At 72.9% G+C, this 12997-nt stretch carries 10 protein-coding genes; all 10 read left to right on the forward strand.

Going from position 1 to position 12997, the window contains the following annotated elements; all coding sequences use genetic code 11:
• The first annotated feature begins 61 nt into the window (after nt 1-61).
• The 10 genes from rsmI (at nt 62) to ACZ6MA_RS23700 (ending at nt 12815) form a co-directional block, all read left to right on the forward strand.
• On the forward strand, nt 62-910 hold the full coding sequence (rsmI, locus tag ACZ6MA_RS23655) for a 16S rRNA (cytidine(1402)-2'-O)-methyltransferase (RefSeq protein WP_469435916.1): 849 nt from the start codon (nt 62-64) through the stop codon (nt 908-910).
• Between the two features lie 194 nt (nt 911-1104).
• Entirely contained in the window at nt 1105-1578 is a 474-nt protein-coding gene (locus tag ACZ6MA_RS23660) for a hypothetical protein (RefSeq protein ID WP_469435917.1), read from the forward strand.
• Between the two features lie 32 nt (nt 1579-1610).
• Nucleotides 1611-2531 carry a TatD family hydrolase gene (locus ACZ6MA_RS23665; RefSeq protein ID WP_469435918.1) on the forward strand — a complete coding sequence of 307 codons (921 nt, stop codon included), beginning with the start codon at nt 1611-1613 and terminating at the stop codon, nt 2529-2531.
• 153 nt (nt 2532-2684) lie between these two features.
• On the forward strand, nt 2685-4241 hold the full coding sequence (locus tag ACZ6MA_RS23670) for a ubiquitin-like domain-containing protein (RefSeq protein ID WP_469436041.1): 1557 nt from the start codon (nt 2685-2687) through the stop codon (nt 4239-4241).
• Nucleotides 4238-5110, forward strand: a complete 873-nt coding sequence (rsmA, locus tag ACZ6MA_RS23675) for a 16S rRNA (adenine(1518)-N(6)/adenine(1519)-N(6))-dimethyltransferase RsmA (protein WP_469435919.1) — start codon at nt 4238-4240, stop codon at nt 5108-5110. The genes ACZ6MA_RS23670 and rsmA overlap by 4 nt, the downstream gene beginning before the upstream one ends.
• A 51-nt stretch (nt 5111-5161) precedes the next feature.
• The gene (locus ACZ6MA_RS23680) at nt 5162-6094 is read left to right on the forward strand and encodes a 4-(cytidine 5'-diphospho)-2-C-methyl-D-erythritol kinase (RefSeq protein ID WP_469435920.1); all 933 of its coding nucleotides are present in this window, start codon (nt 5162-5164) and stop codon (nt 6092-6094) included.
• Between the two features lie 341 nt (nt 6095-6435).
• Complete coding sequence (locus ACZ6MA_RS23685) at nt 6436-7800, forward strand: acyltransferase family protein (RefSeq protein WP_469436042.1); 1365 nt, start codon at nt 6436-6438, stop codon at nt 7798-7800.
• A gap of 177 nt (nt 7801-7977) precedes the next feature.
• Nucleotides 7978-9789 carry an ABC-F family ATP-binding cassette domain-containing protein gene (locus ACZ6MA_RS23690; RefSeq protein WP_469435921.1) on the forward strand — a complete coding sequence of 604 codons (1812 nt, stop codon included), beginning with the start codon at nt 7978-7980 and terminating at the stop codon, nt 9787-9789.
• 254 nt (nt 9790-10043) lie between these two features.
• The gene (locus ACZ6MA_RS23695; RefSeq protein ID WP_469435922.1) at nt 10044-11888 is read left to right on the forward strand and encodes a hypothetical protein; all 1845 of its coding nucleotides are present in this window, start codon (nt 10044-10046) and stop codon (nt 11886-11888) included.
• A gap of 246 nt (nt 11889-12134) precedes the next feature.
• Nucleotides 12135-12815, forward strand: a complete 681-nt coding sequence (locus ACZ6MA_RS23700) for a response regulator transcription factor (RefSeq protein WP_469435923.1) — start codon at nt 12135-12137, stop codon at nt 12813-12815.
• Nucleotides 12816-12997 lie beyond the last annotated feature (182 nt).

Below are 12997 nucleotides of genomic sequence, written 5' to 3' on the forward strand. Positions count from 1 at the left end.
GGGTCGTGCGCCCCGCCCGGGCCGCGGCCACGCCGGCGCCCCGCCCTGCGAGGATGGGAGCGTGACTGGAACGCTCGTACTCGCAGGTACCCCCATCGGTGACGTCGCCGACGCGCCCCCACGGCTGGCCACCGAGCTGCTCGCCGCCGAGGTGATCGCCGCCGAGGACACCCGGCGGCTGCGCCGGCTCACCCAGGCCATGGGGGTGCACACCACCGGCCGTGTCGTGTCGTACTTCGAGGGCAACGAGTCCGCCCGGACGCCCGAGCTGGTCGAGGCGCTGCTGGGCGGGGCGCGGGTGCTGCTGGTGACGGACGCGGGGATGCCGTCCGTCTCCGACCCCGGCTACCGGCTCGTCGCCGCCGCCGTCGAGCACGACATCAAGGTGACGGCCGTGCCGGGGCCGTCCGCCGTGCTCACCGCGCTGGCGGTGTCGGGGCTGCCGGTCGACCGGTTCTGTTTCGAGGGGTTCCTGCCGCGCAAGGCCGGCGAGCGGCTCGGGCGGCTGCGGGACGTCGCGCAGGAGCGGCGCACGCTCGTGTACTTCGAGGCCCCGCACCGGCTGGACGACACGCTGGCCGCCATGGCCGAGGTCTTCGGCGAGGAGCGGCGTGCGGCCGTCTGCCGGGAGCTGACCAAGACGTACGAGGAGGTCAAGCGCGGTCCGCTCAAGGAGCTGGCCGAGTGGGCCGCCGAGGGCGTGCGCGGGGAGATCACCGTCGTCGTGGAGGGCGCCCCCGAGCCCGGGCCGCAGGAACTCGACCCCGCCGAGCTGGTCCGCCGGGTGCGGGTCAGGGAGGAGGCGGGGGAGCGCCGCAAGGAGGCCATCTCGGCCGTGGCGGCCGAAGCGGGCCTACCCAAGCGCGAGGTCTTCGATGCCGTCGTAGCGGCGAAAAACGCGGCAAAATAGGGCGCTTCAGAAGGTAATAGGGTTATCGTGAAAGGCAAAGCTTAGGCATGGCAGCCTGGCGCTTCGGATATGAAGCCGCCAAGTTTGGCCCAATTCAAAGCCCTGGCTGCTGCGCCGTCGCCGTGATGGGCGTTCCCTGGATAGCGGGACGTCCGGTCCCGGAGAGACTTGTCCAGCGGACAAGAGGAGCTGCCATGAGCGAGACCGCGGGTACCTCGAGCGGTGTTCAGCCGATAGCCCAACCCCGCACGCTGACCGAACCGCGCGCACCCCGGCCGGGGCGGAGCAAAGGCGACGTCGGGCACGAGTCCTACGCCTTCGCGTGCATGCGCTGCGCGCACGGCTGGGAGCAGTCGTACGAGATCGAGCACCACACCGACGCCGAGGGCAGGGCGTACGTCACCTACTACGCGGACGACGAGCGCGTCCCCTCCCCGCTGACCCGCCCGACCTGCGCGAACTGCGGCGCCCACGTCGTGCGCATCATGCGCTCCGGCCAGGTGACGCAGGTGGCCGACGCCCTGCACCTGCCCACCGGCTCGGTGGTCTCCGGCGCCGGACCGCTCCCCACCCGCGACTCCGTCGCCCGGCCCCGGCGTCCCGACGCGAACGGGACCCAGAGCCACTGGCACCTCGCGGATCTGCTGAAGCCCTTCCACCGGAAGTGAGCCCGGCCCCGGGCGATCTCTAGAATCGCGTCATGGCGGCAACAGCATCGAACAGCGGCACGACCGGCGGCGAGCGGAAGAAGAACGACGACAAGGACGTTCCCCCGCCCCTCCCGGCGCCCCTGAACGTACCGGTCGCCGACTCGCACACCCACCTGGACATGCAGAACGGGTCCGTGGACGAAGCCCTCGCCAAAGCGGCGTCCGTCGGCGTGACCACGGTGATCCAGGTGGGGTGCGACCTGGCCGGATCCCGCTGGGCGGCCGAGACCGCCGCCGCGCACGACGCCGTGTGGGCCACCGTGGCCCTGCACCCCAACGAAGCCCCCCGCATCGTCCTCGGCGACCCCGACGGCTGGTCGCGACAGGGCGCCCGCGAGCCCGGCGGCGACGCCGCCCTCGACGCGGCCCTGGCCGAGATCGACGCGCTGGCCGCGCTGCCGCACGTACGCGGCGTCGGCGAGACCGGCCTCGACTACTTCCGCACCGGACCCGAGGGCATGGCCGCCCAGGAACGGTCCTTCCGGCGGCACATCGACATCGCCAAGCGGCACGGCAAGGCGCTGGTCATCCACGACCGCGAGGCGCACGACGACGTGCTGCGCGTCCTGGCGGAGGAGGGCGCGCCCGACACGGTCGTCTTCCACTGCTTCTCCGGCGACGCCGAGATGGCCAAGACCTGCGCCGCCGCCGGCTACTACATGTCCTTCGCGGGCAACATCACCTTCAAGAACGCCCAGCCGCTGCGCGACGCCCTCGCCGTGGCCCCGCTCGACCTGGTCCTCGTCGAGACGGACGCACCGTTCCTGACCCCGATGCCGTATCGCGGACGGCCCAACGCGCCTTACCTCGTTCCGGTCACCTTGCGCGCGATGGCCGAAATCAAGGGGGTCCACGAGGACGCTCTGGCCACGGCGGTCGCCGCGAATACCGCACGCGCGTTCGCCTATTAACTCTCACGGCGCGACGCAGTGTGACTATACGACTTTGGAGAGTGAGGATCACTCCGCTACAGTCCCGGCCCGATAGCTCGGACCCAGTGGAGTGTCGTGAGTCATGCACAGGGCAGCCCCCGCGCTGCACACCGCGGGGCGGCCGAAACGCCGATGTACGAGCCGTACGCGCCCTACGCGCCGCAGGTTCCGTACGAACCGCAGGCCCCCCACGAGCCGCGGACCCCGTACGAGGCGCGAACCCCGTACGAGCCGCAGGTCCCGTACGAGCCGTACGGGGCGTACTGCCCCGAGCCCCGCGAGCCGGAGTCCTACTCCGCGCAGGCCCACGGCACGCAGGTCTACGGGGCCCAGCCCTACGGCTCCGGCGACCCCTACAGCCCGTACCAGTCCTACGAGCCGTACCTGCCCCGGCAGTCCGCCTCCCCGGACGCCTACGCCGCCCCCGACACCCACTACGCCCCGGCCGAAGCCCCGGCCGCGACGGCCGGAACCCCGGCCGAGACCCCGCCCGCCGCGCCCTACGACGAGGCCCCGGACGCCTTCGGGCCGCCGCTGCCCCCCGAGGACCCCGCCCCCCGCCCCGCCCCCGGGCGGCGCAAGAGATCCGGCGAGCGCCCCGACCGGCTGCGCCGCCTCGTCCCGCAGGCCCTCGTCGTGGCCTTCCTCGCCGGCGGCACGTCCTCCTTCATCGCCAGCGACAAGATCGTCAAGCTCAGCGTCGACGGCACCCCCCGCACCCTGCACACCTTCGCCGACGACGTCGGGGAACTCCTCGCCGACGAGCACATGAGCGTCGGCGAACACGACATCGTCGCCCCCGGCCCACACCACGACCTCGCCGCGGGCGACGAGATCGTCGTCCGGTACGGCCGGCTCCTCGCCCTCACCCTCGACGGCGAGCACCGTCGGGTATGGACCACCGCCCGGACCGTCGACGGCGCCCTGCGCCAGCTCGGCGTGCGCGCCGAGGGAGCCTTCCTGTCGGCCTCCCGCTCCGCCGCCATCTCCCGCCAGGGCCTGGACCTGGACGTGCGCACCGAGCGGACCGTCACCTTCATGGCCGACGGCCGCGAGCGCACCATCCGCACCAACGCCGCCACCGTCCACGAGGCCATCGAACAGGCCGGCATCACCCTGCGCGGCCAGGACACCACCTCCGTCGACCCCGACAGCTTCCCCCGCGAGGGCCAGACGATCTCCGTCATGCGCATCACCGGCAGCCAGGAGGTCCGGGACTTCCCCATCGACTTCACCACCGAACGCCGCGACGACCCCACCCTGAACAAGGGCACCGAGGTCGTCGCGCAGCGCGGGGAGAAGGGCGTCGAACGCGTCACCTACGCGCTGCGCACCGTCAACGGCGTCCGGCAGAAGCCCAAGCGGATCGGCTCGGAGATCGTCCGGCAGCCCCGCACCGAGATCGTGAAGGTCGGCACCAAGGCCGTGCCCGTGGCCGTGCGGGGCGGGGACGGCCTGAACTGGTCCGGGCTCGCCCAGTGCGAGGCCGGCGGCCGGCCGGACGCGGTCGACCCCTCGGGCACCTACGGAGGCCTCTACCAGTTCGACGTCCGCACCTGGCAGGGGCTCGGCGGCCGCGGCCGGCCCCAGGACGCACCCGCCTCCGAGCAGACCTACCGGGCCAAGAAGCTGTACGTGAGCCGGGGCGCGAGCCCGTGGCCGCATTGCGGCCGTAAACTTCACGGGTGAGTTCCAGCCCCAGCACAGACGAGCCCGGCGCCCTGCTCGGCCCCGCCGACATCCGCGAGCTGGCCGCAGCCTTGGGGGTACGCCCCACCAAGCAGCGCGGCCAGAACTTCGTGATCGACGCCAACACGGTCCGGCGCATCGTACGGACCGCCGAGGTGCGGCCCGACGACGTCGTCGTCGAGGTCGGACCCGGGCTCGGGTCACTGACCCTGGCCCTGCTGGAGGCCGCCGACCGGGTCACGGCCGTGGAGATCGACGACGTGCTCGCCGCCGCCCTCCCCGCCACCATCGCCGCGCGCATGCCCGCTCGCGCCGACCGCTTCGAACTCGTGCACAGCGACGCCATGCGCGTCACCGAGCTGCCGGGCCCCGCGCCCACCGCGCTCGTCGCCAACCTGCCGTACAACGTCGCCGTGCCCGTCCTGCTGCACATGCTGGAGCGGTTCCCCACCATCGAGCGCACGCTCGTGATGGTCCAGTCCGAGGTCGCCGACCGGCTCGCCGCCCGGCCCGGCAACAAGGTCTACGGCGTGCCCTCGGTCAAGGCCAACTGGTACGCCGAGGTCAAGCGCGCCGGCGCCATCGGCCGCAACGTCTTCTGGCCCGCCCCGAACGTCGACTCCGGTCTCGTCTCCCTCGTGCGCCGGCCGAAGCCGATCGAGACGACCGCCACGCGCGAAGAGGTCTTCGCCGTCGTCGACGCCGCCTTCGCCCAGCGCCGCAAGACCCTGCGCGCCGCCCTCTCCGGCTGGGCCGGCTCCGCCCCCGCCGCCGAAGCCGCGCTGGTCGCCGCCGGCATCTCCCCGCAGGCCCGCGGCGAGTCGCTGACGGTGGAGGAGTTCGTGGCCGTCGCGGAGAACAAGCAGTAGCCGCACCGCACCGCAGCCGCCACCCCGTACCAGCCGAGGAGCCCGCACCCCGTGACCGCGTCCGTCACCGTCCGCGTACCCGCCAAGGTCAACGTCCAGCTCGCGGTCGGCGGGCTGCGCCCCGACGGCTTCCACGACCTGGCCAACGTCTTCCTGGCCGTCGGCCTGTACGACGAGGTCACCGTGGCCCCCGCCGACGAACTGCGCGTCACCTGCGCCGGCCCGGACGCCGACCGGGTGCCGCTGGACCACACCAACCTCGCCGCCCGCGCCGCCCTCGCCCTGGCCGGGCGGCACGGACGCGACGCGGCTGTGCATATCCACATCGACAAGGACATCCCGGTGGCCGGCGGCATGGCCGGCGGCAGCGCGGACGGCGCGGGCGCGCTGCTCGCCTGCGACGCCCTGTGGGGCACCGGCGCCTCCCGCGCGGAACTCCTGGAGATCTGCGCGGAGCTGGGCAGCGACGTGCCGTTCAGCCTCGTCGGCGGCGCCGCGCTCGGGCACGGCAGGGGCGATCTGCTCACCCCGCTGACGGCCGGAGGCACCTTCCACTGGGTCTTCGCCGTCGCGGACGGCGGGCTCTCCACCCCGGCCGTCTACGCCGAGTGCGACCGGCTGCGCGAGACCTCCGGCGCGGGCGCGGGCGTGGCGGACGTCCCCGCCCCGCAGGCATCGGACGCCCTGCTGGACGCGCTGCGCACCGGGGACACGGCGGCCCTGGCGGCCGCCGTGTCGAACGACCTGCAGGCCGCCGCCGTCTCGCTGCGGCCCTCGCTGGCCGCGACGCTGGCCGCCGGGACCGAGGCGGGCGCACTGGCCGCGATGGTCTCCGGGTCCGGGCCGACGACGGCCTTTCTGGTGACGGACGAGGCCGAGGCGGCGAAGGTCGCCGACGCGCTGCGCGCCTCCGGCACCTGCCGCGCGGTCCGCGTCACCTCGGGCCCCGCACCCGGGGCGACGGTGCGCGGCACCACGGCATGAGAGGACGCCGCCACCGGAACGGGTGACGGCGCCACGCGTGCCCCGGCGGGCCGTCCCGCCGGGACATCGCAACAGCCGACGGGACGGCCCAGGGACGGATCAGAGCCGGACCCCGGCGCTGTTGCCCACGCCGGTGGCGATGAGGCCGTGCAGGACAACGGCGCCATCCGCGCCTGGATCAACAACGCCGGCGACACCGGCGGCGGCTGGGCCGACCACGGCCGCATCGCCACCGGCGCCGGCACCGCCGACCGGGTCCGCGTCTGAGGGCCGGGGGTACTCAGCACCGCATGAGTACCCCCACCCTGGCGGCCCCCGCCACCGTCGGCCAAGGTGCGCACATGCCTTCGAACACCCGCGTGCGCGACCTCGCCTCCGCGACACCCACCACACGCGACCGCTACATCGACCTGCTGCGCGTCGCCTCCCTCGGCACCGTCGTCCTCGGCCACTGGCTGATGGCGGCGGTCACCGTCGACGCCGACGGCCGCGCGAAGGCGGGCAACCTGCTCGCGGTGGAGCCCGGGCTGCAACTCCTCACCTGGGTACTCCAGATCATGCCGGTGTTCTTCTTCGTCGGCGGCTTCTCGCACGCCCTCTCCTACCGCTCCCTCACCCGCCGGGCCGGCGGCCCCGCCTACGCCGCCTTCCTGCGGGCCCGGCTGCGCCGCCTGCTCCGGCCCACCATGGCCTTCATCGCCGTATGGGGCACGGGCGCCCTCGCCGTACAACTCCTCGGCGACACCGGACCCCTCACCGACGTCGCGGCCCGCCTCGTCGCCCAGCCGCTGTGGTTCATCGGCATCTACCTGGCGATGGTCGCGTGCACCCCGCCGCTGCTGCGGCTCCACGAGCGCTACGGCTGGGGCGCCTTCGCCGCCCTCGCCGCGGCGGCGGCCGGTGTCGACGCGCTGCGCTTCGCCGCGGACGTGCCGTTCGTCCAGTTCCTCAACTTCGCCTTCGTCTGGCTCGCCGTCCACCAGCTCGGCTTCCTGCGGGCCGACGGCCGCCTCACCGCCCCCGCCGTCCCGGCCGTGCTGGCCCTGGCCGGCCTCGCCGCGGCCGCCGCGCTCGTCACCTTCGGCCCGTATCCGCTGTCCATGGTCGGCATGCCCGGCGAAAAGATCAGCAACATGTCACCGCCCACCGCCGCCCTGCTCTGCCACGGCACATGGCTGGTCGGCGCGGTCGAACTGCTGCGCGGCCCCGGCACCCGGCTCGTGGCCCGGCCGCGCGTCTGGCGCGGCGTGATCACCGCGAACGGCATCGCGATGACCGCGTTCCTGTGGCACCTCACCGCGATGCTCGGCGTGTACGGGGCACTGCTCGCCCTCGACATACCCCTGCCCGCCCCGGCGAGCGCCGCCTGGTGGGCCCAGGTCCCGCCGCGGATCGCGGCCGCCGCCGTCGTCACCGCGGCGCTCGTGGCCGTCTTCCGCAAGGCGGAACAGCCCGCCGCCGCCGGGCCCGCCACGGCCCACCGCGCCTCCGGGCCCCTCGCCGCCCTCGGCGTCACCCTCGCCCTCCTCGGCATCCTCGGCCTGTCCATGGCCGGCTTCGGCGGCCTCCTGGAAGGCCACACGGCCCTGCTCGTCGCCGTACACGTCACCGCCCCGGCCGCCATCGCCACGGCCGCCGCAGGCTGGCTCCTGGTCGAGGCCGCAGCCAATCGCCGTACGGCTGCATTCAGCCCGTCCGGCGATTGAGGACGCGCCCGCAGGGCGCCAAGCCGCCGCAGGCGGCAACGACGGCCCGTAGCCGAAGAAGACGCCGGCCAGGCGAGAGGCGGCCACGACGGCCCGTAGCCGAGGAACCGCCGGCCAGGCGAGAGGCCGCGGCCGGGCGTGGGATCCTGGAGGCAGTCCCCTGGAGCAAGGAGTGGAATGGCAGCCAACCTGGTCAATCTGGAAGCCGTCGACAAGGTGTACGGCACCCGTGCGCTGCTCGACGGCATCTCCCTCGGCGTCAGCGAGGGCGACCGGATCGGCGTGGTCGGCCGCAACGGCGACGGCAAGACCACCCTCATCCGCATCCTCGCCAAGCTGGAGACGGCGGACAAGGGGCGCGTCACCCACGCCGGCGGCCTGCGCCTCGGCGTCCTCACCCAGCACGACTCCCTCGACCCCGCCGCCACCGTGCGCCACGAGGTCATCGGCGACCTCGCCGACCACGAGTGGGCGGGCAGCGCCAAGATCCGCGACGTACTGACCGGCCTCTTCGGCGGCCTCGACCTGCCGGGCTTCCCCCAGGGACTCGACACGGTCATCGGCCCCCTCTCCGGTGGCGAACGCCGCCGCATCGCGCTGGCCAAGCTGCTCATCGCCGACCAGGACATGATCGTCCTCGACGAGCCCACCAACCACCTCGACGTCGAGGGCATCTCCTGGCTCGCCGCCCACCTGCGGGCCCGCCGCTCCGCGCTCGTCGTCGTCACCCACGACCGCTGGTTCCTCGACCAGGTCGCCACCCGCATGTGGGACGTCCAGCGCGGCGAGGTCCACGAGTACGAGGGCGGCTACAGCGACTACGTCTTCGCCCGCGCCGAACGCGAGCGGATCGCCGCGACCGAGGAGGCCAAGCGGCAGAACCTCATGCGCAAGGAGCTGGCCTGGCTGCGCCGCGGCGCCCCCGCCCGCACCAGCAAGCCGCGCTTCCGCATCGAAGCCGCCAACGAGCTGATCGCCGACGTACCGCCGCCCCGCGACACCGCGGAGCTGATGAAGTTCGCGAACTCCCGGCTCGGCAAGACCGTCTTCGACCTGGAGAACGTGACCGTCCAGGCCGGCCCCAAGGTCCTCATCCAGCACCTGACCTGGCAGCTGGGCCCCGGCGACCGCATCGGCCTCGTCGGCGTCAACGGCGCGGGCAAGACCTCCCTGCTGCGCACGCTCGCCGAAGCCGCCCGCACCGGCGGCGAGAAGCAGCCCGCCGCAGGCAAGGTCACGGTCGGCAAGACCGTCAAGCTGGCCTACCTCTCCCAGGAGGTCGCCGAACTCGACCCCGCCAAGCGGGTGCTGGAAGCCGTCCAGCAGGTACGCGACCGCGTCGACCTCGGCAAGGGCCGCGAGATGACGGCCGGGCAGCTGTGCGAGAAGTTCGGCTTCACCAAGGAGAAGCAGTGGACGCCCGTCGGCGACCTCTCCGGCGGTGAGCGCCGGCGCCTGCAGATCCTGCGGCTGCTGATGGACGAGCCCAACGTCCTCTTCCTCGACGAGCCGACGAACGACCTCGACATCGAGACGCTGACGCAGCTCGAGGACCTCCTCGACGGATGGCCCGGCTCGATGGTCGTCATCAGCCACGACCGGTACTTCATCGAGCGCACCACCGACAAGGTCTTCGCCCTGCTCGGCGACGCCGCCCTGCGGATGCTGCCGCGCGGTCTGGACGAGTACCTGGAGCGCCGTCAGCAGGTCATCGACGCCTCGGTGCCCGCCGCCGCCCCCGCCGTCACCGAGGCGGCCGCCGCCAAGCAGAAGTCGGCCGGGGACGCCCGCGCGGCGAAGAAGGAACTCCAGAAGATCGAGCGCCGCCTGGACCGCATCAGCGAGCAGGAGGGCAAGCTCCACGCCCGCATCGCCGAGCAGGCCACCGACTTCGCGCAGGTGGCGAAGCTGGACGCCGAGCTGCGCGAACTCGCCGGTGAGCGCGACGAGCTGGAGATGCGTTGGCTGGAACTCGCCGATGACGCGTAACGGCAGAGGCGCACGGTACGGCGCGACCGTCGCGCCGTAAGGCGGCAACAGTCTCGTCACGGGCCGGTCTCAGCTGGTGGATACCGCTGGAATCGGCCCGTGTGCCGTCCGCGTCGGGTGATACAAAGAACACCCGCTCGCCTGCCGTTGACCTGTGGGATTTCCGCCTGATTCGCTCCTTCCCGGTGATTTTCGGACACCGGGATCGCGGGGGAGACCGGTCGGGTCATGCGCCCACGTAAAGAGGAAAGCTGATGTCACAGCCGCCGCAGCCGCCCAACCAGCCGCCACAGGGCCCGCCGCCCGGCTTCGGGGCCGCCCCCGGCGGCTTCACCCCTCAGCCGCCCCCGGGCCCGCCGCAGGGCCAGCCCGCTTACGGCTACCCCCAGACACCGCCGCCCCCGCCGGGCGCACCGCAGGCCCCGCCCGCGCCTCCGGGCGCCCCGCAGGGCCCGCCGCCGCCGCCCCCGGGCGCACCCCAGACCCCGCCGGGTGGCTACGGCTACCCCGGGCCCGCGGCACCGGGCGCCCCGGGGCAGCAGGACTTCCCCACCCAGGCGTTCGGCGCCGCCCAGCCGCCGTTCGGCGCGCCGCCGCAGCCGTACGCCACACAGCAGCAGTTCGGCGCCTACCCGCCGTCGGCGCAGTACCCCGGCGCCGGTGGCGGCCCGTCCGGCGGCGGCTCCAAGAAGCGCATGGCGATCATCGTCGCCGCCGTGGTGGCGCTGATCCTCGTCGCCGGCGGCGGCGTCTGGTTCCTCACCAAGGGTGACGGCAAGGACGACGAGGCCAAGAGCGAGACCGACAACAGCCAGGGCGGGACCGGCGAACAGGGCGGCGGCGGCAAGGCGCCGAAGACCATCGACGGCAAGCTGCTCTTCAGCGTCGACCAGCCCAAGGTCGACGACCTCGTCAACGTCAAGGGCATGTGGGTCACCGACAAGGTCTTCGCCAAGGCCGACGTCTACAAGGTCGTCGGCTACGGCCTGTCCGGCGGCCAGAAGTGGGAGATCCCGCTCGACGGCGAGATCTGCTGGTCCTCCCAGCACGTCACGGCCGACGGCAAGACCGCGATCCTCGTCAAGGACGCCAAGCCCAGCGCCGAGAAGAAGTACGGCGGCCAGTGCACCCAGGTCGTCGCCCTCGACCTGAACAACGGCAAGAAGCTCTGGCAGGAGTCCGCCAAGGTCGCCGACCAGGACGTCCGCTTCGAAGAGGTCACCGTCGGCGGCGGCACCGTCGCCGCGGGCGGCACCAGCGGCGGCGCGGCCTGGTCGCTCGACGGCGCCAAGTCCCTGTGGAAGCCCAAGGCGGGCGAGGACTGCAAGGACGACGGCTACGGCGGCGGTGGCGACAAGCTCGTCGCGGTACGCCGCTGCGGCGACTACAAGCGCCCGCAGATGAAGATCCAGACCCTGAACCCGAAGTCGGGCGCCATCACGTCCGAGTACAAGGTCCCCGAGGGCATCTCCTACGTCCACGTGGTGTCCACCGACCCGCTGGTCATCGGGGTCGACGCGGGCGGCTCCACGGGCAGCGGCGCCTCCGACCTCATCGCGATCGACGACAGCGCCAAGGACGCCAAGATGCGGTCCAAGATCTCCACGGGCAACGGCAAGTTCCAGATCAAGTGCCCCTCGACCGACGTCGAGGGCTGCACCAAGATCGCCGTCGGCAAGGACGCCGTCTACATGCCGTCCGAGGAGCACCAGAGCGGCAACACCCAAAACCCCGGCCGGCTGAACGACATCGTCGCCTTCGACCTGGCCACCGGCCAGTCCAAGGGCAAGACCGAGGGCCTCCCCAACACCGAGCTGCTGCCGCTCTCGGTCGACAAGGACGGCTACGTCATCGGCTACCAGTCGCCCACCTACCGGGACGGCGGCGCGGTCTTCCGCATCGACCCGAAGACCTTCAAGAAGGACGTCCTGCTGAAGAACCCGGCCTCCGCGGCCGCGGCCGAGCGCTCGCTCTCGCCGTCCTACCAGCAGGCGCTGTACGCCCAGGGGCGGCTCTACCTGGGTGACGGATTCGCCGACAAGCCGAGCAAGTACCGCACGGACAAGGAGTACTTGACGCTCGTCTTCGGCGGCAGCTGACCCCCGCGCCCCCCGGTCGGCGAGCCGAATCTGATCATTTCGGCGAACGCTCACGCCGTATCCCTGCTCATCACGTGCACATGCCTGAACGATCCGTTTCAGTCGCGAAGTACACGTGATTGGCAGGGATTTCGGCATTCCGGGGGACTTCTCACGGGTAAGGGGCGCGCGACGTCGAACAAGCGTGTAGCTTCCGGGGGCAAGAGGGAGCCCAGGAGACGTACGCGGGCGACAGGGGGGACGCGCATGGGCGTGCGGCTCATGGTGGTCGACGACCACCGTCTGCTGGCTGAGGCGCTCGCCTCGGCACTGAAGTTGCGCGGGCACCGGGTGCTCGCCGCGGCCGCGCCGAGCGCGGGCGCGGCCGACCTGGTGGTCAGCCGCGCCCCCGAGGTGTGCCTGCTGGGCACCGCCACCCCCGCCGAACCGGGCGCCTTCGACCCGGTCGTGCGGATCAAGCGGGACCGCCCCCAGGTCGCCGTCGTCGTCCTCGGCCCCGTACCGAGCCCGCTCGGCATCGCCGCCGCCTTCGCCGCCGGAGCGTCCGGCTACGTCCGGCACAACGAACGCATCGAAGGCGTCGAACGCGCCATGATCAAGGCCCGCGCCGGAGAGGCGGCGGTCGACCCCCAGCTCCTCCAGGGCGCGTTCGCCGAACTGCTCAACCCGGCCGCCCAGCCCGACGACGAGGGCGCCCGGCTGCTCCAGCTGCTGACTCCGCGCGAGGTCGAGGTCCTGATGCGGGTCGCCGAGGGCGAGGACACCCGGCTGATCGCGGCGGGCATGGGGATAGCACCCAGCACCGCCCGCACGCACGTCCAGCGCGTCCTGATGAAACTGGGCGTCGGCTCCCGCCTCGAAGCGGCTGCCCTCGCGGCGCGCACGGGCCTCCTGGACCGCGCCGGCGGCTTGGCAGCCGGCCGCTAGGGCCTGTCCGGCGGATCACGTGGACGGCGCTGCGGCCCGTGTCGTCCCGCACCACCACCGCTGCACGGCGGTGTCCTCAATCGCCGGACGGGCTTGGTTGGCTGAGGTCGGCCCCATCGAGCCCGTGCCGGGCAGATGTCGGCTGGGGCCAGCCAATTCAAGCCCGTCCGGCGCTTGAGGAC

It is taken from the genome of Streptomyces sp. NPDC042259 (assembly GCF_055582085.1).

Excerpts from the sequence above, each read along its gene's own strand:
- ACZ6MA_RS23665 (WP_469435918.1), top strand. The coding sequence starts at position 1,611 with ATGGCGGCAACAGCATCGAACAGCGGCACGACCGGCGGCGAGCGGAAG.
- ACZ6MA_RS23690 (WP_469435921.1), top strand. The coding sequence starts at position 7,978 with ATGGCAGCCAACCTGGTCAATCTGGAAGCCGTCGACAAGGTGTACGGC.
- ACZ6MA_RS23660 (WP_469435917.1), top strand. The coding sequence starts at position 1,105 with ATGAGCGAGACCGCGGGTACCTCGAGCGGTGTTCAGCCGATAGCCCAA.
- ACZ6MA_RS23700 (WP_469435923.1), top strand. The coding sequence starts at position 12,135 with ATGGGCGTGCGGCTCATGGTGGTCGACGACCACCGTCTGCTGGCTGAG.
- ACZ6MA_RS23670 (WP_469436041.1), top strand. The coding sequence starts at position 2,685 with ATGTACGAGCCGTACGCGCCCTACGCGCCGCAGGTTCCGTACGAACCG.
- ACZ6MA_RS23685 (WP_469436042.1), top strand. The coding sequence starts at position 6,436 with ATGCCTTCGAACACCCGCGTGCGCGACCTCGCCTCCGCGACACCCACC.
- ACZ6MA_RS23695 (WP_469435922.1), top strand. The coding sequence starts at position 10,044 with ATGTCACAGCCGCCGCAGCCGCCCAACCAGCCGCCACAGGGCCCGCCG.